Genomic DNA, 24,911 nt, shown 5'->3' with positions numbered 1-24,911 from the left:
TCTACGTCTGCGCTGACCAGTATCCCCGACACGTGCCTGAGGGGCGGTACCGGGAACTCCGGTCCGCCCCTCACCTGCGGTGATGCGTTACTTCCTGCTGTAGTTCGGTGCTTCCACCGTCATCTGGATGTCGTGCGGGTGGCTCTCCTTGAGGCCCGCCGAGGTGATCCGGACGAAGCGGCCCTTGCTCTCCATCTGGTCGACGGACGCGGCGCCGACGTAGCCCATGGTCTGGCGCAGGCCGCCGACGAGCTGGTGGAGGACGTTGGCCAGCGGGCCGCGGTAGGGCACCTGGCCCTCGATGCCCTCGGGGACGAGCTTGTCGTCCGAGGAGACCTCGGCCTGGAAGTAGCGGTCCTTGGAGTAGGACCGGCCCTGGCCACGGGACTGCATGGCGCCCAGCGAGCCCATGCCGCGGTACGACTTGAACTGCTTGCCGTTGATGAACATCAGCTCACCCGGCGACTCCTCGCAGCCCGCGAGCAGGCTGCCCAGCATCACGCTGTCCGCGCCCGCGGCAAGCGCCTTGCCGATGTCGCCGCTGTACTGGAGGCCGCCGTCGCCGATCACCGGGACACCCGCGGCACGGGCGGCGAGCGCGGCCTCGTAGATCGCGGTGACCTGCGGGACGCCGATACCGGCGACCACACGGGTGGTACAGATCGAGCCGGGTCCGACGCCGACCTTGACGCCGTCGACACCGGCGTCGATCAGGGCCTGGGCACCGTCGCGGGTGGCGACGTTCCCGCCGATGACGTCGACGCCGACACTCGACTTGATCTTCGCCATCCAGGCGAGGGCGTTGCTGTTGTGGCCGTGCGAGGTGTCGACGATGAGGAAGTCGACCCCGGCGGACGCGAGGGCCTGCGCACGCTCCAGCGCCTCGGGGCTGGCGCCGACGGCCGCGCCGACCAGCAGGCGGCCCTCGGCGTCCTTGGCGGCGTTCGGGTACTGCTCGGCCTTCTTGAAGTCCTTGACCGTGATGAGGCCCTTGAGGAGACCGGCCTCGTCGACCAGCGGCAGCTTCTCGATCTTGTGGCGGCGCAGCAGCTCCATGGCCTCGACGCCGGAGATGCCGACCTTGCCGGTGACGAGCGGCATCGGCGTCATGACCTCGCGCACCTGGCGCGTACGGTCCGACTCGAAGGCCATGTCGCGGTTGGTGACGATGCCCAGCAGCTTGCCCGCGCCGTCGGTGACCGGCACACCGCTGATGCGGAACTTCGCGCAGAGCGCGTCCGCCTCGCCGAGCGTGGCGTCGGGGTGGACGGTGATCGGGTCGGTGACCATGCCGGACTCGGACCGCTTGACCAGGTCGACCTGGTTCACCTGGTCCTCGATGGAGAGGTTGCGGTGCAGCACGCCGACGCCGCCCTGGCGGGCCATGGCGATGGCCATGCGGGCCTCGGTCACCTTGTCCATGGCGGCCGACAGCAGGGGGATGTTCACCCGCACGTTGCGCGAGATGAGGGTCGAGGTGTCGACCGCGTTGGGCAGGACCTCGGACGCGCCGGGCAACAGCAGCACGTCGTCGTAGGTCAACCCGAGCGTCGCGAATTTCTCGGGCACTCCGTCGACGTTTGCAGTCATGACACCTTCCCCAAATGGCCTTGATCGGTGCGGATGTCCATGCTAACGGCCCCGGGAGGTGTCTCATTCCACGATCAAGATCACTTGGCAGTTCTGGAGCTTCGCACGAAGCGGTCGGCGGCGGGCCCCGCCGTGCCGTTACTGCTCGGCGAGCGCCCGCAGCCTGCTGAGCGCCCGGTGCTGGGCGACCCGGACCGCACCCGGTGACATCCCGAGCATCCGTCCGGTCTCCTCGGCGGTCAGCCCCACCGCGACCCGCAGGACCAGCAGCTCGCGCTGGCTCTCCGGGAGGTTGGCGAGGAGCTTCTTCGCCCAGGCGGCATCGCTGCTGAGCAGGGCGCGCTCCTCCGGGCCGAGGGAGTCGTCTGGCCGCTCCGGCATCTCGTCGGAGGGGACGGCGGTCGACCCCGGGTGTCGCATCGCGGCGCGCTGGAGGTCGGCGACCTTGTGTCCGGCGATGGCGAAGACGAAGGCTTCGAAGGGCCTGCCGGTGTCCTTGTAGCGCGGCAGCGCCATCAGCACCGCGACGCAGACCTCCTGCGCGAGGTCCTCCACGAAGTGGCGAGCATCACCGGGAAGGCGGTTCAGCCGGGAGCGGCAGTAGCGCAGAGCGAGGGGGTGGACGTGGGCCAGCAGATCATGGGTGGCCTGCGCGTCTCCGTCGACGGCGCGGTGCACCAGGGCACCGATCACCGTGGTCTCGTCATCGCGCATCGAACCATGGTGCCCTGATGCCACTCGGTCCGCTGCACCGCCTCCGGAGTTGTGCACCGAAGCGTTATGAGCGGGTGCGCCGGATGTCATGTCCTGCGCCCTCCCCTTCCGCTCGACCGAATCGTTCCTGAGGAACTCCACGACTCAAGGATGCGTCATCGGCCGGGAAGCGTCACATGGCACCGCTGGGCGGGCGCCCGGTTACGGGGTGTGGAGCCGGTGGCCCGCTCCGTCCCCCGTCCGCCGGTCTGCGGACGGGGCGCGGTCCGGGCCGCGTCCTCAGCGGACCAGGCCCCAGCGGAATCCGAGGGCCACCGCGTGGGCTCGGTCCGAGGCCCCGAGCTTCTTGAACAGGCGGCGGGCGTGGGTCTTGACCGTGTCCTCGGAGAGGAACAGCTCCCGGCCGATCTCCGCGTTGGAGCGGCCGTGACTCATGCCTTCGAGCACCTGGATCTCCCGCGCGGTGAGCGTGGGGGCCGCCCCCATCTCGGCGGACCGCAGCCGGCGCGGGGCGAGCCGCCACGTCGGGTCGGCCAGCGCCTGGGTGACGGTGGCCCGCAGCTCGGCGCGCGAGGCGTCCTTGTGCAGATATCCGCGGGCCCCGGCGGCGACCGCGAGCGCGACCCCGTCCAGGTCCTCGGCGACGGTCAGCATGATGATCCGGGCGCCGGGGTCGGCGGAGAGCAGTCGACGGACGGTCTCCACACCTCCCAGACCGGGCATGCGTACGTCCATCAGAATCAGATCCGAACGATCGGCACCCCAGCGGCGGAGGACTTCCTCGCCGTTGGCCGCGGTCGTCACGCGCTCGACGCCGGGCACGGTGGCCACCGCGCGACGGAGCGCTTCTCGGGCAAGCGGGGAGTCGTCGCAGACGAGGACGGATGTCATGACCGTCCTCCGCAGCTGATGCGCGTCACCTTGAGCCTCCAGGCTGATACAAGTCGTCACCTGTGCGGTTGACCCCCTCGGACATGTGCCCGAGCCGGATATCCGTCAACCGCATCCGTTCCTTTAACGACGGTCACTCGAAAGAGTTACGGGTCGCGCGACCGGGTTCGGCACTCTACGTGAAGGCTCGGACACGGAGGAGAACGGCGCGGGTGATTCACCCGTCAACCGGATCTTCACTCCACGGCATGCCCTATTTGGCAGCTTTTCTTCCCTTTCGAGGGTGTCTGTGGCTAGATTCGCAATCAGTCATATTTACATCTACTAGCACCGTAGATGTACGGTCGAGACTTCGGTCACACCGATCAGAGACGGTCCGAACACAGCAGGCCGTCGATCAGGGACGGTCGAGGATGCCGCTTCCGACGCAGCACAGCTCCGAGGGGACAAGCAATGGCAGATTTCTCCCGCCTTCCCGGACCCAACGCAGACCTGTGGGACTGGCAGCTGCTCGCCGCCTGCCGAGGCGTGGACAGCTCCCTGTTCTTCCACCCGGAGGGTGAGCGCGGCGCGGCGCGGAGCGCCCGCGAGACCTCCGCGAAGGAGGTGTGCATGCGCTGCCCGGTACGGGCCGAGTGCGCGGCCCACGCCCTGGCCGTACGGGAGCCCTACGGCGTGTGGGGCGGCCTGACCGAGGACGAGCGCGAGGAGCTGATGGGCCGGGCCAGAACCCGGCTGATCAGCGCGGCGCCCTCCGGGGTCCCGGCCGCGGGACCGGGCTCCGGCGCCACCTGACACCCGTACGCCCCAACGCAACGCAGAAACGTTTCTTCGACACCTTCAGCCATCCGGCCCGCGAACGGCCGCGGCGGGCGTCCGCGTGCCGTCGCGCCCCGCGGGGCGCCTGCGCGTCGCGCCTCGCGCGGTCTCAGCGGGCGGCGGTCCGCGCCAGCTGGTCCAGGGTGGCCGCCACCGCCGGGACCCGGGCCAGGTCCGGCAGGGTCAGCGCGACGATCTCCCGCTCGATCGCGGGCTCGACCGGTACGGCCCTGGCCCCCTTGGGGCGTACCGACTCGACGGCCAGCTCCGGCAGCACCGCCACGCCGAGCCCGGCCCCGACGAGGCCCATCACCGCCGGGTAGTCGTCGGTGGCGAAGTCGATGCGGGGGGCGAAGCCGGACTGCTCGCAGACCTCGACCAGCTGGCGGCGACAGCGCGGGCAGCCCGCGATCCAGGACTCGTCGGCCAGCTCGCCGATGGAGACGCTCGGCGCCTCCGCCAGCCGGTGCCCCTCCGGGAGGAGGCCGATCAGCCGGTCGGTGAGCAGCGGCCGGACCACCAGGTCATCCCATTCGCCGCCGGTCGCCCCGTAACGGAACGCCAGCGCGATGTCGCAGTCGCCCTCGCGCAGCAGGTCCACCGAGCGCGGCGGCTCGGCCTCGACGAGCGAGACGCGGGTGCCGGGGTGGTCGGCGCGCAGGGCGGCCAGCGCGCCCGGGACCAGGGTGGAGCTGCCGCTGGGAAAGGAGACCAGCCGGACCCGGCCGGCCCGCAGTCCGGCGATGGCGGCGACCTCCTCCTCGGCGGCGGTCAGCCCCGCGAGGATGCCGGAGGCGTGCCGCACGAGCGCCTCACCGGCCTGGGTGAGGCGCATCTCGCGTCCGGTGCGGATCAGCAGCGTGGTGCCGGCGGAGGCCTCCAGGGCCTTCATCTGCTGGCTGACGGCGGGCTGGGTGCAGCCCAGTTCGCGGGCGGCGGCGGAGAACGAGCCGGTGGTGGACACGGCGCGCAGGACACGGAGGTGGCGAGCTTCGATCACCGCTCCATCATAAGGAATTCTTGGGGAAGAGGCCAATTAATAACGTACTTCTTTGGGTCGGGGGCGGTTAACGTACCCGCATGAAGCTGCTCACCGTGAACATCGGCCGTCTCCGCCCCAACCCCCAGACCGACGGCCCGAACGGCCTCTCCGGGATCGACAAGCGCCCGGTGGAGGGCCCCGTGGAGGTGCGCGACCCCGGCCCCAAGGGCGTCGGCGGCAGCGGGCTGTCCGGGGACGCGGTGTGCGATCTGCGCCATCACGGCGGCAGCGACCAGGCGGTGTACGCCTTCGCCCGCGAGGAGCTGGACGACTGGGAGCGGGAGCTGGGCGGCCGGAAGCTGGCCAACGGGATGTTCGGCGAGAACTTCACGACCCTGGGTCTCGATGTCAGCGGTGCGCTGATCGGCGAGCGCTGGCGGGTGGGGGCGGACCTGGTGCTGGAGGTGACCTCGGGGCGGATCCCGTGCCGGACCTTCGCCGAGCACGTCCAGGAGAAGGGGTGGGTCAAGCGTTTCACCCAGCAGGGCGTGACCGGCGCGTATCTGCGGGTGATCGAACCGGGTACGGTGCGCGCCGGGGACCCCATCGAGATCGTGCACCGGCCGGACCACGAGATCACCGCCGCCCTGCAGTTCCGGGCGTCGACGACCGAACGCACCCTGCTGCCGTCCCTGCTGGCCGCCGGGGAGGCACTGCACCCCGAGGCGCTGCGCAAGGCCCGGGAGTACGCGGCACAGCAGGGCTGAGGGCCGGGCGGGAAGCCGTTCGGAGAGTCTGTGGGTGACACGGCGTCACCCACGCTGCGGTTTCCGGGTCGTTGACCGGGAACTGGATCGTCCGGTGACGCGTCCACCACCAGTGACCTGCGCCCGAGAACCGGGCTTCGCGCCGAGTGGCACGTCTTGAGGGGAAGACCATGCCCGATCCGCAGCAGCCCTGGTACACGCCGGGCCCGCCGCAGCAGCCCGTTCCCGGTAACCCGTACGCCTCCGGGGGCGACGCGCAACAGGGCTCCGGGCCCCAGGGGTTCGGGCCGCCGACGCCCCCGCCTCCGCCCCCGCGGCGCCGCTCCGGCCGGGGGCCGGTCGTCGCCGCGGTCGTCGCGCTGGTGCTCGTCATCGTGGCGGGCGGGGTGTACGGCCTCACCGACTGGGGACGGGGCGAGCCCACGAAGCCCGTGGCGAAGAAGTCGCCCGGCCCTTCCGGTTCGGCGTCCCCGTCCCGTACGCCCGCGGCCGGCGGCCCGGAGCTGAGCCACATTCCGACGACGAAGGAAGTCGCGGCCGCGCGGAAGCCGGGCGAGGCCTCGGCGTGGATCGCCGACGACAAGACCGATATCCCCAAGCAGATCAACCCGGTCCACGACCTGTGGATCGTCGGCGACACCGCAGTCCAGGCGCTGTACCGGAAGGTGACGGCCTACCGGCTCTCGGACGGCGCCGAGGTCTGGAGCGTGACGCTCCCCTCCGCCGTGTGCGAGACCCCGGCCAATCCGACGCCCGACGGCAAGGTCGTGGTCTTCCGGCACGAGAGGCCCGACAACGAGCGGAGCAATCTGTGCAACCAGATGCAGATGATCGACCTGAAGACCGGGAAGCAGGGGTGGCAGAAGAAGCTCGACGAGCCCGGTGACGAGGACGGCACGTTCCTCGTCTACAGCGCCATCAGCGGCGACGTCCTCTCCGTCGCCCGGGGCCAACGGGCCACCACCTACCGGATGGACGACGGGAGCAAGCTCCACAGGATTCCCTCGGAGAAGAAGGGGGCGTGCTTCCCCACCGCAGTGGCGGGCGGCGCCGCCCGGCTGCTGGTGAGTTCCGACTGCATGGTCTCCATGGACCGGGGCAAGAACTACGGCCAGCTGCGCGAGTTCGATCCCCGGACCGGCAAGCTCCTGTGGCGCTACCGGACGAAGACCGGCTGGAGCTTCGGCGCTCTGATCTCCATGGACCCGGTCGTCTTCACCGTCTACAACAACGAGGACACCGCGAAGGACTGGCGGATCACGGTCCTGGACCCCAAGGGCAAGCACCGCGTCACCTTCGACGCCAGGGACAAGGGGTTCGAGCACTGTGCCGGCGACGGGGGCGGCGACGACATCCAGCCCTGCCGGGGCGCCTCCGTCGACAAGGGGCTCATCATGCTGGGCGGAACCGACCAGGTCGGCGCGTACGACGTGAAGTCCGGGAAGTTCCTGTGGGGCATCAAGTCCGACGATCTTCGCTACCTGTACGCGCTGCGCGCCGAGGACGGCAGGTCGATGCGCATCTACGAGGCGGCAAGTTCGCGTGAGCCCGGCCGGACCTTCCTCATGGGCCCGCGCGGCGCCGGCACGGAGACCGAGGTCGTGAAGCACCCGGCGGCGACCGCCCGGTGGGAGTACGAGATGTTCATGGGGCACACGGCCTACGTCGACGGACGGCTGGTCCTGACATCGACGATCATGAGCGGGGACGAAAACAAGAAGCCCGTCCGCGAGGCCCGCATGCTGTCCTTCGCCGCTTCACCCTGACCGGTACTGAGGGATCTCCCCCGGTCGGGCCGTAGGGGCCCGGTCGGGGGCCGTTCAGGGCTCTGCCCCATGCCCGGGGCCGGTCGCCTCGGAACGCTGATGAGCATGGAGAAGACCAGGGGACGACGGCGGCTGAAGCGGGTGCTCATCACGCTGACGGTCGTGGTGGGGGTGCTCGCGGCGGGGATCGGCGGCTCGTTCGCGTGGCTGTGGACGAGCGCCGATCTGAGCACGGTGGGCAAGGTCCGCTTCGGCAACGAGCTGGCGGTGCCGCCGCTCGCGCCCTCGACGGTGGACGAGGACGGCACACGCGTCTTCGATCTGCGGATGCAGGCGGGGAGCACGGAGTTCCGGGACGGGACGGCGACGCCGACGTGGGGGTTCAACGGGGACCATCTGGGCCCGACGCTGCAAGCCGAGCGCGGCGAGCGGGTGAAGGTCCGGGTGCGCAACACCCTGGACGAGGCGTCCAGCGTGCACTGGCACGGGATGCACCTGCCCGCAGCGATGGACGGCGGACCGCACCAGATGGTCGACGCGAGCTCCACGTGGACCCCGCACTGGAAGGTCGACCAGCCGGCCTCGACGCTCTGGTACCACCCGCATCCGCACGGGGCGACGGAGCGGCACGTCCAGCGGGGTCTCGCCGGGATGTTCCTGCTCGACGACGAGAACTCCGGCCGGCTCGCGCTGCCGAAGACGTACGGGGTGGACGATCTGCCGGTGATGGTGCAGGACGTCACCTTCGACGGCGCGAAGTTCGACCACGGGCACCGGTTCCTGGCCAACACCGGCTTTCTGGGCGAGCGGACGATGGTGAACGGCACGCTCGACCCGTACGCCGAGGTCGGCGACGAGCGCGTACGGCTGCGCCTGCTGAACGCGTCGACCGCCCGGATCTACACCTTCGGCTTCGACGACGACCGGGCCTTCGACCTGGTGGGGACCGACGGCGGGCTGCTGTCGGCGCCCGCGTCGATGAACCGGGTGCAGCTCTCGCCGGGTGAGCGGGCGGAGGTCGTCGTGACGATGCGGCCGGGCGAGCGGACGGTGCTGCGCAGCTACCCGTGGCGGGACGGGAACGGCTGGGAGCGGCGGTTCGACGGGGGCGACGACTCCTTCGACGTACTCCAGCTGCGGGCGGCCGAGCGGCTGCGCCCCTCCCCCGAGGTGCCGGGACGGCTGGCCGAGGACCGGGGGCTTGAACTGCCGGAGGCCGACGACGCGGTGCGCAGCCGCCACTTCGAGCTGCGCAGGTCGGGGATCAACGGGCAGCCGATGGCGATGGACCGGATCGACGAGACGGTCACCCGGGGCACGACGGAGGTGTGGACGCTGCGCAACGGCGGCGACATGACGCACAACTTCCATGTGCACGACGTGCAGTTCCGGGTGCTGGACGTGAACGGGAAGCGCCCGGAGCCGGCGCTGCGGGGCCGTAAGGACACGGTGGCGGTACCGATGGGCGCGACCGTGCGGATCGCCCTGCGGTTCGACGGGCCCTCCGATCCCGATGCCCCGTACATGTACCACTGCCATCTGCTGTCCCACGAGGACGACGGGATGATGGGCCAGTTCGTGGTGGTGGAGAAGGGGCAGCGGGCGGGTGAGGTGCCGGACCATGCGGGGCATCAGGGCGTGACCGGTGGATCAGGACCGGACAGGCCGCGGCGTCTGGTGCGGTCCACCGCAAGGCGCTGGAACGCCCTCATCGCGGAGCGATTCCGGCGTTTCGGCAACGCGGCGAGGGATGGGGCCTCCCCTGCTCGAGCGAAGCCGAGAGCTCGGGGAAGTGCCAGGCATCGGGGCCCCGGTCAAGATCCACCGGACATGCCCTAACGTGCCGCGTATGACGACTGCACTGATCACAGGCGCGACGGCGGGTATCGGGGCCGCGTTCGCGCGGCGGCTCGCGGCTCAGGGGCACAACCTGGTGCTGGTGGCACGGGACACCGCGCGACTGCGCGAGCAGGCCACGGAACTGCACGACCGGCACGGCATCGAGGCCGAGGTCCTGAGCGCCGACCTGTCCACGGACAGCGGTATCGAGGCGGTCAAGAAGCGGCTCGCGGACCGCAGGCACCCGGTCGATCTGCTGGTCAACAACGCGGGGTTCGGCAACAAGGGGCGCTTCCTGGAGGTGTCGATGGCCGATGAGCTGACGATGCTGAAGGTGCACTGCGAGGCGGTCCTGCGGCTGACCTCGGCGGCGGTCGCCGGGATGCGGGAGCGGGGCCGGGGCGGGGTCGTCAACGTGGCGTCCGTCGCGGCGTTCGTGCCGCGCGGTACGTACGGGGCGTCGAAGTCCTGGGTCGTGCAGTTCACCCAGGGCGCGGCGCGGGACCTGGCCGGATCGGGGGTGCGGCTGATGGCGCTGTGCCCCGGGTTCGTCCGGACGGAGTTCCACGAGCGGGCCGGGATGGGCACGGACAACATCCCGAACTGGATGTGGCTCGACGCGGACAAGCTGGTGGCGTCCGCGCTGACGGATCTGACCCGGGGGAAGACGGTGTCGATCCCGGACCCGCGCTACAAGGCGCTGATGGGGCTGGTGAAGGTCGCCCCGCGGGGGCTGCTCGGCGGGGTCACCTCGCGGACGGGGCGCAAGTACGGTCCGCAGTAGGCGCGTCGGGTGCCTTGCGGGCCGCCGCGGGCCCGCCCGGAACGCACCGAGGCCCGGTGCCCCCGCGACGGGGGCACCGGGCCTCTGACGTACCGGCAGGTACTAGTGGGAGTGGCCGTGGCCGCCGTGACCGGCGTCGGCCTCTTCCTCGGCCGGCTTCTCGACGACCAGGGTCTCGGTCGTGAGCAGCAGCGACGCGATGGACGCGGCGTTCTCCAGGGCGGAGCGGGTGACCTTGACCGGGTCGATGACGCCGGCCTTGACCAGGTCGCCGTACTCGCCGGTGGCGGCGTTGAAGCCCTGGCCCTTGTCGAGGTCGGCGACCTTGGAGGTGATGACGTAACCCTCCAGGCCGGCGTTCTCGGCGATCCAGCGCAGCGGCTCGACGGCGGCGCGGCGGACGACCGCGACACCGGTGGCCTCGTCGCCGGTCTTGCCGAGGTTGCCCTCCAGGACCTTCACGGCGTGGACGATGGCGGAGCCACCGCCGGAGACGATGCCTTCCTCGACCGCGGCGCGGGTGGCGGAGATGGCGTCCTCGAGGCGGTGCTTCTTCTCCTTCAGCTCCACCTCGGTGGCGGCGCCGACACGGATGACGCACACGCCGCCGGCCAGCTTCGCGAGGCGCTCCTGGAGCTTCTCGCGGTCCCAGTCGGAGTCCGTGGACTCGATCTCGGCCTTGATCTGGTTGACGCGGCCCTTGACGTCCTCGGTGTTGCCACCGCCGTCGACGATGGTCGTGTCGTCCTTGGAGACGGTGACGCGGCGGGCGGTGCCGAGCACGTCCAGACCGGCCTGGTCGAGCTTGAGGCCGACCTCCTCGGCGATGACGGTCGCACCGGTGAGGGTGGCGATGTCGCCGAGCATGGCCTTGCGGCGGTCGCCGAAGCCCGGGGCCTTCACCGCGACGGCGTTGAAGGTGCCGCGGATCTTGTTGACGACGAGGGTGGAGAGCGCCTCGCCCTCGACGTCCTCGGCGATGATCAGGAGCGGCTTGGAGCCACCGGACTGGATGACCTTCTCCAGGAGGGGGAGCAGCTCCTGGATGGAGCCGATCTTGCCCTGGTGGATCAGGATGTACGGGTCGTCGAGGACGGCCTCCATACGCTCCTGGTCGGTCACCATGTACGGGGACAGGTAGCCCTTGTCGAAGGCCATGCCCTCGGTGAACTCCAGGTCCAGACCGAAGGTGTTGGACTCCTCGACGGTGATGACACCGTCCTTGCCGACCTTGTCCATCGCGTCCGCGATGAGCTCGCCGACCTGCGGGTCCTGCGCGGAGAGCGCGGCGACGGCGGCGATGTCGGCCTTGTCGTCGATCGGGCGGGCGGTCGCGAGGAGCTCCTCGGAGACGGCCTTGACGGCGGCGTCGATGCCCTTCTTCAGGGCGGCCGGGGAGGCGCCGGCCGCGACGTTGCGCAGACCCTCGCGGACGAGCGCCTGGGCCAGGACGGTCGCGGTGGTGGTGCCGTCACCCGCTACGTCGTTGGTCTTGGTCGCCACCTCCTTGACGAGCTGGGCACCGAGGTTCTCGTACGGGTCGTCGAGCTCGACCTCGCGCGCGATGGTGACACCGTCGTTGGTGATGGTGGGGGCACCGAACTTCTTGTCGATGACGACGTTGCGGCCCTTGGGGCCGATCGTCACCTTGACCGTGTCGGCAAGCTTGTTGACGCCGCGCTCAAGGGCGCGACGGGCGTCCTCGTCGAACTTCAGAATCTTCGCCATGGGCTGCATCCCTCTCAAAATGAACTGCGCCCCTCGCCGCCCGGCTAGTTGTTACGCAGGGGGCCAGGGGCGCAGAACACAAGCAAACGTGGGTGAATTACTTCTCGACGATCGCGAGGACGTCGCGGGCCGAGAGGACGAGGTACTCCTCGCCGTTGTACTTCACCTCGGTGCCGCCGTACTTGCTGTACAGGACGACGTCGCCGGTCTTGACGTCGAGCGGAAGCCGCTCGCCGTTCTCGAAGCGGCCCGGGCCCACGGCGAGGACGACGCCCTCCTGGGGCTTCTCCTTCGCGGTGTCCGGAATGACCAGGCCGGAAGCCGTGGTCTGCTCGGCGTCGAGCGGCTGGACCACAATGCGGTCCTCGAGCGGCTTGATCGCAACCTTGGAGCTGGTGGTCGACACGATCCGGTCTCCCCCTTCGGAGATCTCACGGGGTTTAACAGTCTGTGGGTGGCGATCGGACCGATCCGTCGTCGCGGGTGCCGGACCTGCCCTGTCGCGCAGAGTGGTGCTGGCACTCTCCAGGGGGGAGTGCCAGACCCGAGACTATGACCGCGATTAGCACTCGGTCAAGCGGAGTGCCAATTCACCACCCGCGCGCCGTCTCGATCGGGGCTCCGTCGGATCACCGTCCGGACAACGTGGGGACGGAGCTTCACGTTCCGTACGACGGTACGGAGATGACGCACTCGGAGAGCCGCCTGCCGGGACGACCGGACGAGAGGGCCGCAGCGCGGCAGCCGTCGTCGGATCCCGGCGGGTGCGCGGACCCGCTGACGGGCGTGCTGCTGGTGGTCGCGGAGGCGGCGGTGGGGGCGCTGCTGTTGCTCGTGATCGCGTTGAGGACCCTGGCGCCGCCACACGGTCCCTCCGAAGGCTTCGCCGACGCGTGGGGCCCGGCCATCGCCCTCGCCGCCCTGGCCGTGATCCCCGCCGGCCTCGCCGTGGCCCTGCTGCGCGGTCGGTGGCACTGGGCGGGCGGGATGCAGGTGCTCGTCGCGGTGGCCCTGTGCGCCGCCGCGCTCGCGTCCGCGGTGCAGAAGCGGCCGGACCCGTGGGCGGACCGCGGCCCCGTCCCCACGATCTCCCCGTCCTCGGCCCCCACCTGGAACTCCCCGCCCTGCCGCAGCGGGGGCGACAGCGACGAGTGCGCGCGCAGCGGACGCTGAGCGCGCACTCGGGGCCGGGTACGGGGAAGGGGCGGGTCAGACGTAGTCCTCCAGCTTCGCCACCGCGTACCCCTTGTCCGTGATGGTCTTCATGACGCGGCGGACCATGTCGGGCATCGAGCCCTTCCAGTCCTCCTTGCCCCGGAAGTGGGTGAGGACGATGTCGCCGGGGTGCAGGTCCTGGTCCCACTCGCGCCATTCCATGCGGTCGGGGAAGGCCTCGGACGACCACAGGGGTACGGCGGTGATCCCGCAGGACTTGGCGACGACGAGGGTGTCGCGGTTGTAGTTGCCGTAGGGCGGGCGGAAGAGGGTGGGGCGCTTGCCGTAGTGCTGGAGGATCTTCTCCTGCTGGCCGCAGATCTCCCGCTTCTGCTCGGAGTAGGAGAGGCCGGGCAGATAGCGGTGGTTGAGGGTGTGGTTGCTGATGGTCACCCCGCGCCGCTGCATCTTCTTGAAGTAGCCGTAGTCGTCGTTGATGACGTAGTCGCTGACGAACGCGCTGTACGGGATGTCCAGCTCCGTCATCATCCGCAGCAGCTCGGGATCCTTCTCCGCCCCGTCGTCCATCGTCAGGAAGACGATCTTCTCCTTGGTCGGGACGGTGGTGAAGACCGGCGGCAGCCCCTTGTCGTTCCGGACCTCGAAGCCCTTGCGGGTGGTGATGGACGGCTTGGTCTTCGGCGGTTCGGGGGCCGCGAGCGGAACCTTGGCGAGACCCCACTTCTTCGCGGCGACGGCCCGCGCGGCCTGCTTCTTCCTGACCGTCTCGGCGTACGTGTCCGGGGCCCGGGCCGGCCCGGCCTGCGGGGCCGCGTCGCCCGACCGGCCCGCGGTGGGCTTCGCGGGTCCGCCGGGAGCCCCCGCCCCGCTGCCGCCCGTCTCCGCCGCGCATCCGGAGGCGACGGCGGCGGCCAGCAGGGCCGCCAGCACGACGACGCCCGACCTGTGCCACTTTCCGCCTGATTTTTCGTTTTGTCGTACTAGCTGCATGGCGCCGCATCCTTCCAGCCGCCACCCCGTCCGCCCTTTCGACACCGCGAGCGGGCCGGCGCCGTCCCCCGGGCGGCCCACACGGACCTCCACCGGCGCACCGGTCACAATGGACCGGGTGAACGCAACGACCCCCTCCGCCGCCTCGGCCCACGACCCCGCCCGCGCCGCCTTCGCCGCGCTGCGCACCCCCGAGGGCGAACAGCTGCTGGCCGAGCTGCGCGACCACGACCCCGCCGACGAGCTGGCCACCGCGACCCGGCTGCGCCGCACGCACCCGGCGGAGCTGGTGTCGGCGGCCCTGGGCCAGGCCCGGCTGCGGCAGCGGGCGGTCGCCAAGTTCGGGGCCGAGGACGCGTACCGGATGTACTTCACGCCCAACGGGGTCGAGCAGGCCACCCGCACCTCGGTCGCCGCCCACCGCGCCGCCCGGTTCGCCGGGCTCGGCGTGCGGAGCGTGGCCGACCTGTGCTGCGGCATCGGCGGCGACGCGATCGCCCTGGCCCGCGCCGGGATCTCCGTGCTCGCCGTGGACCGCGACCCGCTGACGGCCGAGGTGGCCCGCGCCAACGCCGAGGCGCTGGGGCTCGGGGAGCTGATCGAGGTGCGGTGCGCCGACGTCACGGAGGTCGACACCGCCCCGTACGACGCGGTCTTCGTGGACCCGGCGCGGCGCGGCGGACGCGGCAGGATCTTCGACCCGGAGGCCTACTCACCGCCGCTCTCCTGGGCCACGGCCGCCGCGCTGAAGGCCCCCAGGGCGGCGCTGAAGATCGCCCCGGGCATCCCGCACGAGGCGATCGGTCCGGAGGCGGAGGCCGAGTGGATCTCGGACGGCGGGGACGTGAAGGAGGCGGTGCTCTGGTACGGGGAGGGCTTCGCGCCCGGCGCGTTCCGGGCCACGCTGCTGCCGTCCGGGGCGACCCTGAGCGCCCCGGCCCCGCTTCCGGCCCCGCCGGTGGGCCCGGTCGGGCGCTATCTGTACGAGCCGGACGGTGCGGTGATCCGGGCCCATCTGGTCGCGGACCTCGTGGAGCGGTGCGGCGGGCGGCTGGTGGACGAGACGATCGCGTACATCACGAGCGACGAGCCGTACTCCTCGCCGTACGTCGCCGGGTACGGGATCACCGACGAGCTGCCGTTCAACATGAAGCGGCTGAAGGCGCTGCTGCGGGAGCGTCAGATCGGCGTGCTGACGGTCAAGAAGCGGGGTTCGGCGGTCGAACCGGAGGAGCTGCGGCGCCGGATGAAGCTGAGCGGTCCGGGCTCGGCGACGGTGTTCCTGACCCGGGTGGCGGGGGCTCCGACGATGCTGATCGGCCACCCGCTGGGCTGACCGGTACGACCCCGGCCCCCGTGCCCGCGCCGCCGCCGCCCATCAGCACGCGCACCACCCAGCGGCGGTGGGCCAGGGCCGTCACTCCGCCGACCAGCGCGGTCAGCCAGGCGACCATGCCGACACCCATCACCAGGGCGACCAGCCCGTACGTCTCGCGGCCCGGCCGTGCGCTCGCCGGTCCGATGACGCAGAGGGCGAGCCCCACCGCGCCCAGGACGAACGACAGCAGCAGCCAGGTGAGGCTCATCCCGGGCATCCGCAGCCGCCGGTCGCGCTCCGGGTCGCGGTCCAGCGCGCCCCACGCGTCGAGCAGCGAACGGACCTCGCGGTCCCGGGAGATGCCCAGGCAGGCGAAGACGACGGCCGGAATCAGGGCCGCCGCGCCGACGACCAGACTGAAGACTCCGGCGATCCCGCTGAAGATGTCGGCCCCCTGCTCGATGAAGACGAGCCCCGAGCCCACCACGCTCCAGCCGGTCGCGGCGAGCGCCGCCCACATCCACAGCAGCCCGAGCCGCCCCGGCCCCACGTGCATTCTCACCAGCTCGCCCAGGACCACGGCCCGGTCGGCGAGCATCGCCTCGCGGTCGGGCCAGGACCGGATCTCGACGGGCGGAGGGGGAGGCGGGAGCGGGGCACGGCGTGGCATGCGCAGAACACTACCGATCCGGCCCCGGGGGCCCGCGTTCAGGCGTCGCGCAGGGCCTGGACGTCCAGCTTCGTCATACCGAGCATGGCCTTCATCGCCCGGCCCGCCTTCGCCGGGTCCGGGTCGGCCAACAGGTGCGGCAGCTCGTTGGGCACGATCTGCCAGGACACCCCGAACTTGTCCTTGAGCCAGCCGCACCGGCCCTCCTCGCCGCCCTCGGAGAGCGCGTACCAGAACCGGTCCACCTCGGTCTGGTCGGCGCAGTCCACGGAGAGCGAGATCGCCTCGGTGAAGGGGAACTGCGGTCCGCCGTTGAGCCCCATGTAGTCCTGCCCGGCGAGCCGGAAGCCGACGGTGAGCACCGAGCCCTTCCGGCCGGGGGCCTCGTCGCCGTAGTAGGTGATGTCCCCGATCCGGGAGTCACCGCCGAAGATCGCGACGTAGTGCTCGGCCGCCTCCTTGGCCTGACCGTCGAACCAGAGACAGGGGGTGATCTTCTGCATTGACCTTCACCTCTTCGGGCCGTCCACACGTCCGGGCCGGGCGGTCCGGACGTCGTGGAAGGTAGACCGGGCCCGCCACCGGAACTCATCGGCCACGCGACGGGCCCCGCGCCTCACCCCACTGCTTCGAACCGCCACCGGTGCACGGCCCGGGTGATCAGGGCGGCGTCGGGCTCGGGGAGTTCGGGGAGGTCGTCCCCGTACGAGGCGTCAGGCCACCAGGTCATCACGAGCACCCGGTCCTGCGGCGCGCGCAGCAGTTCGCGGCGGGCGGGCTCGCGGGCCAGTTCGGCGGAGCGGGCGCGGGCCCACTCCAGGAGCTCGCCGCCCCGGCCCTCGGCGGCGCGGGCCTCCCACATCAGGACGATGGCCGTGCCGCTCATGAGTACAGGTTGTCCTTGCTGATCTCGTGCACGTGATCGTGGTCGTGGGAGTGCGCGTGGGCGTGGGCGGCCCCCGGCACGTGCGGCTCCGTCACCGGCAGCGAGGAGTCGGCCGACAGCTCCAGGTCGGAGGGGAGCCGGTTGCGGGCGACCATCTCCGCACCGAGCGCCGCGACCATCGCGCCGTTGTCGGTGCAGAGCTTCGGGCGGGGCACCCGCAGCCGGATACCGGCCCGCTCGCACCGCTCCTGGGCCAGGGCGCGCAGCCGGGAGTTGGCCGCGACGCCGCCGCCGATCATCAGGTGGTCGACGCCCTCGTCCTTGCAGGCCCGCACGGCCTTTCGCGTGAGCACGTCCACCACGGCCTCCTGGAAGGACGCCGCCACATCCCGTACGGGCACGTCCTCGCCCGCCGCGCGCTTCGCCTCGATCCAGCGCGCCACCGACGTCTTCAGCCCGGAGAAGGAGAAGTCGTACGGGGCGTCGCGCGGGCCGGTCAGACCGCGCGGGAACGCGATGGCCTTCGGGTCGCCCTCCCGCGCCAGCCGGTCGATGACCGGGCCACCGGGGAAGCCGAGGTCCAGGACACGGGCGATCTTGTCGAAGGCCTCGCCCGCCGCGTCGTCGATCGTCGCGCCGAGCGGGCGGACGTCGGCGGTGATGTCGGGGGCCAGGAGCAAGGACGAGTGGCCGCCGCTGACCAGCAGGGCCATCGTCGGCTCGGGCAGCGGGCCGTGCTCCAGCTGGTCGACGCAGATGTGCGAGGCGAGGTGGTTGACCCCGTAGAGCGGCTTGCCGAGGGCGTACGCGTACGCCTTGGCGGCCGAGACGCCGACGAGCAGGGCTCCGGCGAGCCCGGGTCCGGAGGTGACGGCGATCCCGTCGAGGTCGCGGGCGCTGACGCCCGCCTCCTCAAGGGCGCGCTCGATGGTGGGGACCATTGCCTCGAGGTGGGCGCGGGAGGCGATCTCCGGGACGACGCCGCCGAAGCGGGCGTGGGTGTCGACGCTGGAGGCGACGGCGTCGGCGAGGAGGGTCGTGCCGCGCACGATGCCGACGCCGGTCTCGTCGCAGGAGGTCTCGATGCCGAGTACGAGGGGTTCGTCGGCAGCCATCATTCCGTCCCGGTTTCTTGTTCCGTGTGCTCGTGCAGGGTGAGGCGCATGACCAGGGCGTCGATGTTCCCCGGCTGGTAGTAGCCGCGCCGGAAGCCGATGGGCTCGAAGCCGAAGCGCTCGTACAGCTTCTGTGCGCGGGTGTTGTCGACCCGGACCTCCAGCAGCACGGTGGCGCACTCGAAGGCGGTCGCGGCCTTCAGCAGGTCGGTGAGGAGTTCGGATCCGAGGCCGGTGCCCCAGGCCTCGCGGCTGACCGCGATGGTCTGGACGTCGGAGAGGTCGCCGAGGGCGGCGAGCCCCGCGTACCCGACGATACGCCCGGTGGCGGGCTCCTCGGCGACGACGTAGTGGCGGGTGGCGCCGGGGCCTCGGGCGTGGGCCAGCTCGGACCAGAACATGCCGGGCGACCAGGCGTCGTCCGGGAACAGCTCGTGTTCGAGCTCCAGCACCGGTTCGATGTCCCACCAGCGCATCTCGCGCAGGACGGCGGTGGTGGCGGCGCTCACTTGGGGGTGACCACCTTGTAGTTCTTCGGGACCTGCGCGTCGGGCCGGCGCAGGTACAGCGGCTGCGGCGCCGGCAGCTCCTGCCCGGCGGCCAGACGCTCGGCGGCGAGCGCGGCCAGCGCCCCGGCGGAGACGTGCTCGGGGCCGCGCCGGTCCGGGAAGGACTCCGGGTAGAGCACCGCGCCCGCGCCGACGACGGGGAGCCCGGCGACGGCTCCGGCGATGTCGGCGGGCCGGTCGACGGCGGGCTCGCCCGTACGGGTGCGGGCGTTCTCGTACCGCGCCCAGTACACCTCCTTGCGGCGGGCGTCCGTCGCCACGACGAAGGGCCCTTCCAAGCCGTCCTGCCCCGCGGCGTACGCGATCCCGTCCAGGGTGCACAGGCCGTGGACCGGCACGGAGAGGGCGGAGCCGAAGGTGGCGGCGGTGACCAGGCCGACGCGCAGGCCGGTGTACGGGCCGGGGCCGACGCCGACGACCACGCCCGTCACGGCGTCGAGCTTCGTCCCGGCCTCGGCGAGGACCCGGTCGACGGCGGGGAGCAGCAGCTCCCCGTGCCTGCGGGCGTCGACCTGTCCGGAGGAGGCGATGACGGACGTACCGTCGTGCAGGGCGACGGTGACGGCGGGTGTGGCGGTATCCATGGCGAGCAAGAGCACAGCAAACAGCCTACGGCTCCGCCGACGGCGTTACGGCGCCCGTACGGCGTCCCGGCCCGCACCCGCGCTGCTGCTACCGTCACCGGGTATCCGCGGGTACGACCTAAACGCTTGTACGACATGCGGCAGACGGCCGCCGAAAGGGGAGTTCAGGTGGCAAGGAGCAGCTCGGGAATCGTGGCCGGGCTCACCGCGGCGGCGGTCGCCGCGGTCGCCTTCCTCGCTTACCAGGCCTCGGTGAACGCCCCCGACTCGGTGGCTTCCACGCCCGGCCCGAAGACCTCCGCCACGGCCCCGGCCGAGCCCTCCGCCAAGCCGAAGCCGGCCGACCCGCTGGCGATCCCGGCGGCGTCCGGCACGGGCGAGCGCGTGGTGTACGCGCTGAAGGACCGCCGGGTGTGGCTGGTCAACGAGGACGAGAAGTCGATCCGGACCTTCACGGTCATGCCGAGCCCCATCAGCCCGCCGCCCGGGGTCCACAAGGTCACGTCGCGCTCCGGCACGGTCCAGGGCTCGGACGGCGTCCCGATCGAGCACGTGGTCCGCTTCGCGAACGTGGACGAGGTGGCGATCGGCTTCAGCGCCGCGCAGGACGGCTCGATGGCCAGCCCGGACCCGACGTCGAAGACCGGTGGCGTGCGGATGAAGCGCGCGGACGGCAACGCGATGTGGACCTTCGCGACGGTCGGCGCGAAGGTCGTCGTCGTCCCGTAGCCGTCGGGTCCGCGCCTTGCTCTAGGCCGCGTGGCGCCGGACGGCGTCCGCGTGGCCGCCGGTCCCATCCCGGTCTGCCGCGTCGGACGCTTCGCAGGCCTCCGTGGTGTCGCTCGGCGGGGTGGAGACCGCGGTGGCCGCGGCGCACGAGGCCAGCAGGTCTCTCATCGACAGGACGGACGGGGCGGACGGAGTCGGTCGCGCTGCGCGCTCGGGCGTCGGCATGGATGCCTCCTGGGGGCTCCGGTGGAGGGCGCGGTTAGGTAAGCCTAACCATGCCTCGTACCCATGTGACCATGACCACGGTCTCCCGCGCAACAATTTACCGACGCCGTGTCGGGAAGGCCACCCCCGGGGTGTTACGCCAGCTGCTCCCGGAGCCCCGCCCAGCGCGCCCCGATGCCCACCAGGGTCACCTCGCGCCGCTCGTCGTCGGTGTCGCCGGTCGCACGGTCGATGAGGACCCGCAGCCGGTCCTCCGAGAGCTCCTCGACCTTGCCGTCGCCCCACTCCACGACCACCACCGACTCGGGCAGCGACACGTCCAGGTCCAGGTCCTCCATCTCGTCGAGCCCGCCGCCCAGGCGGTACGCGTCGACGTGGACCAGGGCGGGGCCCTGGACCAGCGAGGGGTGGACGCGGGCGATGACGAAGGTGGGCGAGGTGACCGCGCCGCGCACGCCGAGGCCTTCGCCGAGGCCCCGGGGCAGGGTCGTCTTCCCGGCGCCCAGCTCGCCCGTGAGCATCACGAGGTCGCCGGGGGCCAGGACCCGGGCGAGGCGGCGGCCCAGGTCCTGCATCTGTTCGGGGGAGGTGACGGTGAGCGTCACCGCGACGGCCTCGGGTACGGGCCTTACGGCCTCGGGAACGGTCGCCCCGGCGGGCTCGGATACGGTCTCAGCGGCCGGGCTGTTGTGCGGTGCTTCCATGTCCGCCAACGTTAGCGGCCGACACCGTGCCGCTGCGTACGAGCAGGTCGGCCAGCCGGTCCGTGACGGTCTCCGGGTGTTCCAGCATCACCAGGTGCCCGGCGTCCGGCACGATCACCAGCTCGGCGGCGGGCAGGACGTCCGCGATGGCCTCGCTGTGCGAGCTGGGCGTCACCAGGTCCTTGTCCCCGGCCAGGATCAGCACGGGCACGTCCCGGAACCCGGGCAGCGCACCGCTCTTGTCGTGCTCGGTGAACGCCGGGTAGAACTCGGCGACCACGTCGATCGGGGTGGCCTCGATCAGCCGCTCCGCGAACCGGGCGACCGCCGGGTCCACGTCCTTCGAGCCGAACGAATACCGCTTGATCAGCCCGGCGAAGAGGTCCGCGGTGGCCCGTCGCCCCTTCTCCACCAGCTCCGCCTGCGAGCCGAGCGCCTTCAGCACGCCCGGCAGCACCCGGCGCACCGCGTTCACGCCCGCCACCGGCAGCCCGAAGTCGACCTCGCCGAGCTTGCCGCTGGAGGTGCCGATCAGGGCGACGGCGGCGACCCGGTCCCGGATCAGCGCCGGGTACTGGTCGGCCAGCGCCATCATCGTCATGCCGCCCATGGAGTGCCCGGCCAGCACCACCGGGCCCTCGGGGGCCGCCGCGTCGATGACCGCCTTCAGGTCGCGGCCGAGCTGGTCGATGCCGACCGGCACCCCGTCCGCCTGGGACCGCCCGCGCCCGGAGCGGCCGTGGCTGCGCTGGTCCCAGTAGACGGCGCGGACGAGGCCGCGCAGGGCGGCCCGCTGGAAGTGCCAGGAATCCTGGCCGAGGCAGTAGCCGTGGCTGAAGACGACGGTGACCGGGGCGGGGGCCTTGCGCCCGAAGAGCCGGCGGCGACGGGAGCCGGAGGCGCCCTCGTCGGCCGACGAGGGCGCGGCCTCCACCTCGTCGATCTCGTAGTACAGCTCGGTCCCGTCGTCGGCCACGGCCCGGCCCGGCGTACCGCGCAGCGAGCCGTAGGGCCCGGTCGCGTCCAGCGCGAGGCGGGCCTTCTTGCGCATGCCGCGCCCGACGGTGAGCCGCTCGACGGCGACCCCGGCCGCCGCCCCGGCGGCGAGCACCCCTATCGCGGCCCCGGCGATCCCGGCCCGCCGCCAGCCCGCCGCACCGGCCGCGCCCGCCACGTTCGCGGTCGCGGCCACGACGGCCTCCGCGCTGCTCTCGCTCACCGCGGCACGCCTCCGGTCACCTCGTCGGCCGTCTCGTTCACGTACACCCGGGGCACGCGGGCGCCGATGCGGGTGACGATCTCGTACGCGATGGTGCCGGCGGCCTCCGCCCAGTCCTGCGCGGTCGGCTCGCCCCGGTCGCCCGGCCCGAACAGCACCGCTTCCGCGCCCGCATCGGGCCGGGTCGCCATGGACCAGTTCGTCGTCGACCTCGAAGGCGACCGGCCCGATGCGGGCGCGGAAGCGGTGCTGTTCGGGCCGGGCGACCGGGGCGAGCCGACCGACCGGGCGCAGCCCGAGCTCGGCGGATGTGCCCAGCTCGGGGGCGGGCGAGATGCCGTACATCGCGATGCCGGTCCGTACGAGGTCGAAGTGCGCCTCGGGGATCGTGAGCGTGGCCGGGGAGTTGGCCAGGTGCCGCACCTCGGGCTCCACGCCCTCCTTCTCGGCGTACGCCACCAGGTCGCGGTAGACGGCGAGCTGGGCGGCGATCGAGGGGTGGCCGGGCTCGTCGGCGCAGGCGAAGTGGGACCAGAGTCCGGTGATCCGGAGGTGTCCGGCCCGTTCGGCGTCGCGGGCGGCGCCGACCAGTTCGGGCCAGTCGGCGGGCTGGCAGCCGCCCCGGCCGAGGCCGGTGTCGGGGCGGCGACGATCTCGCGCAGCGCCCACATGCCGCCGGCCGACACGTCGATGTCGGCCTCGATGGCCTCGCGCCAGGGCCCGCCGGGCGTCCACAGCCAGCACATGATCCGGCCGTCGAGCCCGGCCGCCCGCAGCGCGAGCGCCTCGTGCGGGGTCGCGGTGCCGAGCCAGGTCGCCCCGGCCGCCCGCGCGGCCCGCGCGCAGGGCACCGCGCCGTGCCCGTACCCGTCGGACTTCACGACGGCCATGAGCTGCGCACCGGCCGCCCGCTCGCGCAGGACGCGCACATTGGCGCGCAGCGCGGCGAGGTCGATCTCGGCACGGGCTCTCAGGGACGCTGTCTCGTTCATCGCGCCCAGTCTCTCAGAGGCGTCCGCCGCCTCCCCGGCAGCGCACGCCGGTATCCGGACTTATGTACGTTTCATCACATGCTTGAGGTGGTCGACCAGCACCGGGACATGGCTGTCGGCGACGTCCTTGGCGGCGGTGATCAGGGTGACCGGGCCGCCCTTGCGCACGAGAGCGGCCAGCTGCCCGACCGCTTCCGTGTGGGGCGGGTCGTCCAGCGGGTCGACCAGGCCAGAGCCGGTCGACCAGCACCCGGGTGCCGTCGTCGTCCTCGACCGGGTCGTAGGCCCTGCGTACGCGTACGGATTCCCTCACGTTCTCCACCATCGCCCGGCCTCACCCCGCCCGCACGTCGCGCCAGGCCGCCGGGATGCCGTCGGCGACGTCCTGGGCGGAGACCGGGGCCCCGTCGGAGCCGTGCCGGGCGGCGAGCCCGTGCAGATAGGCGCCCACGGACGCGGCGTCGCGCGGGGCGAGCCCGGCCGCGAGCAGGGAGCCGGTGAGACCGGAGAGGACGTCGCCGCTGCCCGCCGTGGCGAGCCAGGACGTGCCGGTCGGGTTGACCCGTACGGGGGTGTCGCGGGCCTCCGCGATCAGGGTGGTGGAGCCCTTGAGGAGCACGGTGGCTCGGTAGCGGGCGGCCAGTTCGCGCACGGCGGTGAGCCGCCCGGACTCGACTTCCTCGCGGGCCGTGCCGAGCAGCGCGGCGGCCTCCCCCGCGTGCGGGGTGAGGACGGTCGGGGCGGTCCTGGTCCGTACGGTCTCGGCGTCCAGCAGCCGCAGCCCGTCCGCGTCGACGAGCACGGGCACGTCGGCGGCCAGCACGTCGGCGACGGCGGATTCCGCTCCCCGCCCGTCCCCGAGCCCCGGCCCGACCACCCAGGCCTGCACCCGCCCGGCCTTCGACGGCGGCCCGGCGTGCACCAGCGCCTCGGGGAACCGGGCGATCACCGCGTCCGCGCCCGGTCCGACGTACCGCACGGCCCCGGCCCCGCCGCGCAGCGCGCCCGCGACGGCGAGGACGGCGGCGCCCGGGTAGCACTCGGACCCGGCGACGACGCCGACGACGCCACGCCGGTACTTGTCGCTCTCCGCGCCCGGCACCGGCAGCAGCGCGGCCACGTCCGCGTACTGGAGCGCCTCCAGGTCCGGCGTACGTCCCGAAGGTGACGGTGGCGTCGGCCCGGACGGCCTCGCCGTGCACCTCCCCGGTGTCGGCCTCGACCCCGCTCGGCAGGTCGACGGAGATCACCGGCGTACGGTCCCGGGTCACCGTGTGCACCAGCTCGGTGGCGTCCTCGCGCAGCCCGCCGCGCCCGCCGATCCCGGTGATGCCGTCCACGACGAGGTCGAGCACGCCGAGCCCGTCCGGCCCGTCGACGACCTGTCCCCCGGCGGCGCGGAACGCGGCGAGCCCGCCGGGGTGGGCCCGGTCGGGGGCGAGCAGCAGGGCCCGCACGCCCGCGCCCCGGCGGGCGAGGCGGGCGCCCGCGTGGAGCGCGTCACCGCCGTTGTCGCCGCTGCCGACGAGGAGCAGGACCCGGGACCCGTACACCCGCCCGTTGCGCCGCAGCAGATCGCCGCAGGCGGCGGCGAGCCCGGCGGCGGCGCGCTGCATGAGCGCACCCTCGGGCAGGCGTTGCATGAGGGCGGCCTCGGCGGCCCGTACGGTCTCCACGCTGTAGGCACGTCGCATGGGTCCAACCCTCCGCGATCACGGGGCGGGACGCCAGCGTCGTGGGGCGTGGCGGAGTTCATCGGTGCGGGCGCTCACCCCTCCGCGAGGGCGACGGCCGAGGCGCGCCGCGCGGCGACGGAGGCCGAGTGCGCGATGCCTCCGCGACGACGAAGGCCGA

The 24,911-nt window shown here is 72.3% G+C and carries 23 protein-coding genes and 3 pseudogenes; 8 read left to right on the top strand and 18 right to left on the bottom strand.

The features are described from left to right. Positions 1-87 precede the first annotated feature (87 nt). The 3 genes from guaB to D3105_RS09290 all read right to left on the bottom strand — a co-directional run bounded on the left by guaB (position 88) and on the right by D3105_RS09290 (position 3,195). Complete coding sequence (guaB, locus tag D3105_RS09300; RefSeq protein WP_032782905.1) at positions 88-1,590, bottom strand: IMP dehydrogenase; 1,503 nt, start codon at positions 1,588-1,590, stop codon at positions 88-90. A gap of 138 nt (positions 1,591-1,728) precedes the next feature. Then, a complete protein-coding gene (locus D3105_RS09295; RefSeq protein ID WP_006126954.1) occupies positions 1,729-2,304 on the bottom strand; it encodes a sigma-70 family RNA polymerase sigma factor in 576 nt (191 codons plus the stop codon). Between the two features lie 279 nt (positions 2,305-2,583). After that, positions 2,584-3,195 (bottom strand): response regulator transcription factor, encoded by a 612-nt coding sequence (locus D3105_RS09290; protein ID WP_003948568.1) that lies wholly within the window; start codon positions 3,193-3,195, stop codon positions 2,584-2,586. Positions 3,196-3,648: 453 nt separating this feature from the next. On the opposite strand from D3105_RS09290, the gene D3105_RS09285 reads away from it, so the two are divergent. Then, positions 3,649-3,990 carry a WhiB family transcriptional regulator gene (locus D3105_RS09285; RefSeq protein WP_006126953.1) on the top strand — a complete coding sequence of 114 codons (342 nt, stop codon included), beginning with the start codon at positions 3,649-3,651 and terminating at the stop codon, positions 3,988-3,990. 133 nt (positions 3,991-4,123) lie between these two features. On the opposite strand, the gene D3105_RS09280 is transcribed toward D3105_RS09285, so the two are convergent. Beyond that, positions 4,124-5,014 (bottom strand): LysR family transcriptional regulator, encoded by an 891-nt coding sequence (locus D3105_RS09280; protein ID WP_118901961.1) that lies wholly within the window; start codon positions 5,012-5,014, stop codon positions 4,124-4,126. An 80-nt stretch (positions 5,015-5,094) separates the two neighbouring features. Between D3105_RS09280 and D3105_RS09275 the strand changes: the two genes are divergently transcribed. The 4 genes from D3105_RS09275 (at position 5,095) to D3105_RS09260 (ending at position 10,152) form a co-directional block, all read left to right on the top strand. Further along, a complete protein-coding gene (locus tag D3105_RS09275; RefSeq protein WP_118901958.1) occupies positions 5,095-5,763 on the top strand; it encodes an MOSC domain-containing protein in 669 nt (222 codons plus the stop codon). 170 nt (positions 5,764-5,933) lie between these two features. Next, positions 5,934-7,529 (top strand): PQQ-binding-like beta-propeller repeat protein, encoded by a 1,596-nt coding sequence (locus D3105_RS09270; protein ID WP_118901956.1) that lies wholly within the window; start codon positions 5,934-5,936, stop codon positions 7,527-7,529. A gap of 105 nt (positions 7,530-7,634) precedes the next feature. Then, entirely contained in the window at positions 7,635-9,368 is a 1,734-nt protein-coding gene (locus tag D3105_RS09265; protein ID WP_240646847.1) for a multicopper oxidase family protein, read from the top strand. Between the two features lie 10 nt (positions 9,369-9,378). After that, on the top strand, positions 9,379-10,152 hold the full coding sequence (locus tag D3105_RS09260; RefSeq protein WP_118901953.1) for an SDR family NAD(P)-dependent oxidoreductase: 774 nt from the start codon (positions 9,379-9,381) through the stop codon (positions 10,150-10,152). A 102-nt stretch (positions 10,153-10,254) separates the two neighbouring features. On the opposite strand, the gene groL is transcribed toward D3105_RS09260, so the two are convergent. Beyond that, complete coding sequence (gene groL / locus D3105_RS09255; protein ID WP_006126942.1) at positions 10,255-11,880, bottom strand: chaperonin GroEL; 1,626 nt, start codon at positions 11,878-11,880, stop codon at positions 10,255-10,257. 97 nt (positions 11,881-11,977) lie between these two features. Further along, positions 11,978-12,286 carry a co-chaperone GroES gene (gene groES, locus D3105_RS09250; RefSeq protein WP_003966899.1) on the bottom strand — a complete coding sequence of 103 codons (309 nt, stop codon included), beginning with the start codon at positions 12,284-12,286 and terminating at the stop codon, positions 11,978-11,980. 278 nt (positions 12,287-12,564) lie between these two features. On the opposite strand from groES, the gene D3105_RS09245 reads away from it, so the two are divergent. Then, positions 12,565-13,053 carry a DUF6234 family protein gene (locus tag D3105_RS09245; RefSeq protein ID WP_118901996.1) on the top strand — a complete coding sequence of 163 codons (489 nt, stop codon included), beginning with the start codon at positions 12,565-12,567 and terminating at the stop codon, positions 13,051-13,053. A gap of 36 nt (positions 13,054-13,089) precedes the next feature. On the opposite strand, the gene D3105_RS09240 is transcribed toward D3105_RS09245, so the two are convergent. Further along, positions 13,090-14,046 carry a polysaccharide deacetylase family protein gene (locus D3105_RS09240; protein ID WP_118901993.1) on the bottom strand — a complete coding sequence of 319 codons (957 nt, stop codon included), beginning with the start codon at positions 14,044-14,046 and terminating at the stop codon, positions 13,090-13,092. A gap of 109 nt (positions 14,047-14,155) precedes the next feature. On the opposite strand from D3105_RS09240, the gene D3105_RS09235 reads away from it, so the two are divergent. Continuing rightward, positions 14,156-15,382: a THUMP-like domain-containing protein gene (locus tag D3105_RS09235; RefSeq protein WP_118901950.1), complete on the top strand. Its 1,227-nt coding sequence runs from the start codon at positions 14,156-14,158 to the stop codon at positions 15,380-15,382. Positions 15,383-16,072: 690 nt separating this feature from the next. Here the strand turns inward: D3105_RS09235 and D3105_RS09225 are convergent. The 5 genes from D3105_RS09225 to tsaB all read right to left on the bottom strand — a co-directional run bounded on the left by D3105_RS09225 (position 16,073) and on the right by tsaB (position 19,188). Beyond that, a complete protein-coding gene (locus D3105_RS09225) occupies positions 16,073-16,537 on the bottom strand; it encodes a VOC family protein (protein WP_118901947.1) in 465 nt (154 codons plus the stop codon). A 113-nt stretch (positions 16,538-16,650) separates the two neighbouring features. Then, positions 16,651-16,920, bottom strand: a complete 270-nt coding sequence (locus tag D3105_RS09220; protein ID WP_118901944.1) for a hypothetical protein — start codon at positions 16,918-16,920, stop codon at positions 16,651-16,653. Then, positions 16,917-18,035 carry a tRNA (adenosine(37)-N6)-threonylcarbamoyltransferase complex transferase subunit TsaD gene (gene tsaD, locus D3105_RS09215; RefSeq protein ID WP_118901941.1) on the bottom strand — a complete coding sequence of 373 codons (1,119 nt, stop codon included), beginning with the start codon at positions 18,033-18,035 and terminating at the stop codon, positions 16,917-16,919. The genes D3105_RS09220 and tsaD overlap by 4 nt, the downstream gene beginning before the upstream one ends. Beyond that, a complete protein-coding gene (rimI, locus tag D3105_RS09210; protein WP_240646846.1) occupies positions 18,035-18,544 on the bottom strand; it encodes a ribosomal protein S18-alanine N-acetyltransferase in 510 nt (169 codons plus the stop codon). Before rimI ends, tsaD begins: the two co-directional genes overlap by 1 nt. Next, positions 18,541-19,188, bottom strand: a complete 648-nt coding sequence (gene tsaB / locus D3105_RS09205) for a tRNA (adenosine(37)-N6)-threonylcarbamoyltransferase complex dimerization subunit type 1 TsaB (RefSeq protein WP_118901987.1) — start codon at positions 19,186-19,188, stop codon at positions 18,541-18,543. Before tsaB ends, rimI begins: the two co-directional genes overlap by 4 nt. Positions 19,189-19,323: 135 nt before the next feature. On the opposite strand from tsaB, the gene D3105_RS09200 reads away from it, so the two are divergent. Beyond that, entirely contained in the window at positions 19,324-19,917 is a 594-nt protein-coding gene (locus D3105_RS09200) for a hypothetical protein (RefSeq protein ID WP_165890986.1), read from the top strand. Positions 19,918-19,938: 21 nt separating this feature from the next. On the opposite strand, the gene D3105_RS09195 is transcribed toward D3105_RS09200, so the two are convergent. From D3105_RS09195 to D3105_RS09170, 6 genes and pseudogenes are all read right to left on the bottom strand, one after another. Continuing rightward, positions 19,939-20,142, bottom strand: coding sequence for a hypothetical protein (locus D3105_RS09195; protein WP_118901935.1), 204 nt, complete (start codon positions 20,140-20,142; stop codon positions 19,939-19,941). A 134-nt stretch (positions 20,143-20,276) separates the two neighbouring features. Beyond that, positions 20,277-20,846, bottom strand: a complete 570-nt coding sequence (tsaE, locus tag D3105_RS09190; RefSeq protein WP_118901932.1) for a tRNA (adenosine(37)-N6)-threonylcarbamoyltransferase complex ATPase subunit type 1 TsaE — start codon at positions 20,844-20,846, stop codon at positions 20,277-20,279. Next, positions 20,815-22,065, bottom strand: a complete 1,251-nt coding sequence (locus tag D3105_RS09185) for an alpha/beta fold hydrolase (protein WP_118901929.1) — start codon at positions 22,063-22,065, stop codon at positions 20,815-20,817. Before D3105_RS09185 ends, tsaE begins: the two co-directional genes overlap by 32 nt. Next, positions 22,062-23,057: pseudogene (locus D3105_RS36005) on the bottom strand (alanine racemase). The gene D3105_RS09185 and the pseudogene D3105_RS36005 overlap by 4 nt, the downstream one beginning before the upstream one ends. A gap of 60 nt (positions 23,058-23,117) precedes the next feature. After that, positions 23,118-23,382: pseudogene (locus D3105_RS09175) on the bottom strand (hypothetical protein). 9 nt (positions 23,383-23,391) lie between these two features. Further along, positions 23,392-24,751 (bottom strand): annotated as a pseudogene (locus tag D3105_RS09170) (NAD(P)H-hydrate dehydratase). Positions 24,752-24,911 lie beyond the last annotated feature (160 nt).

Source organism: Streptomyces globisporus (assembly GCF_003501885.1).
GTDB classification, from domain to species: Bacteria; Actinomycetota; Actinomycetes; order Streptomycetales; family Streptomycetaceae; genus Streptomyces; species Streptomyces globisporus_D.
This window is presented reverse-complemented; position numbering and strand designations above follow the sequence as displayed.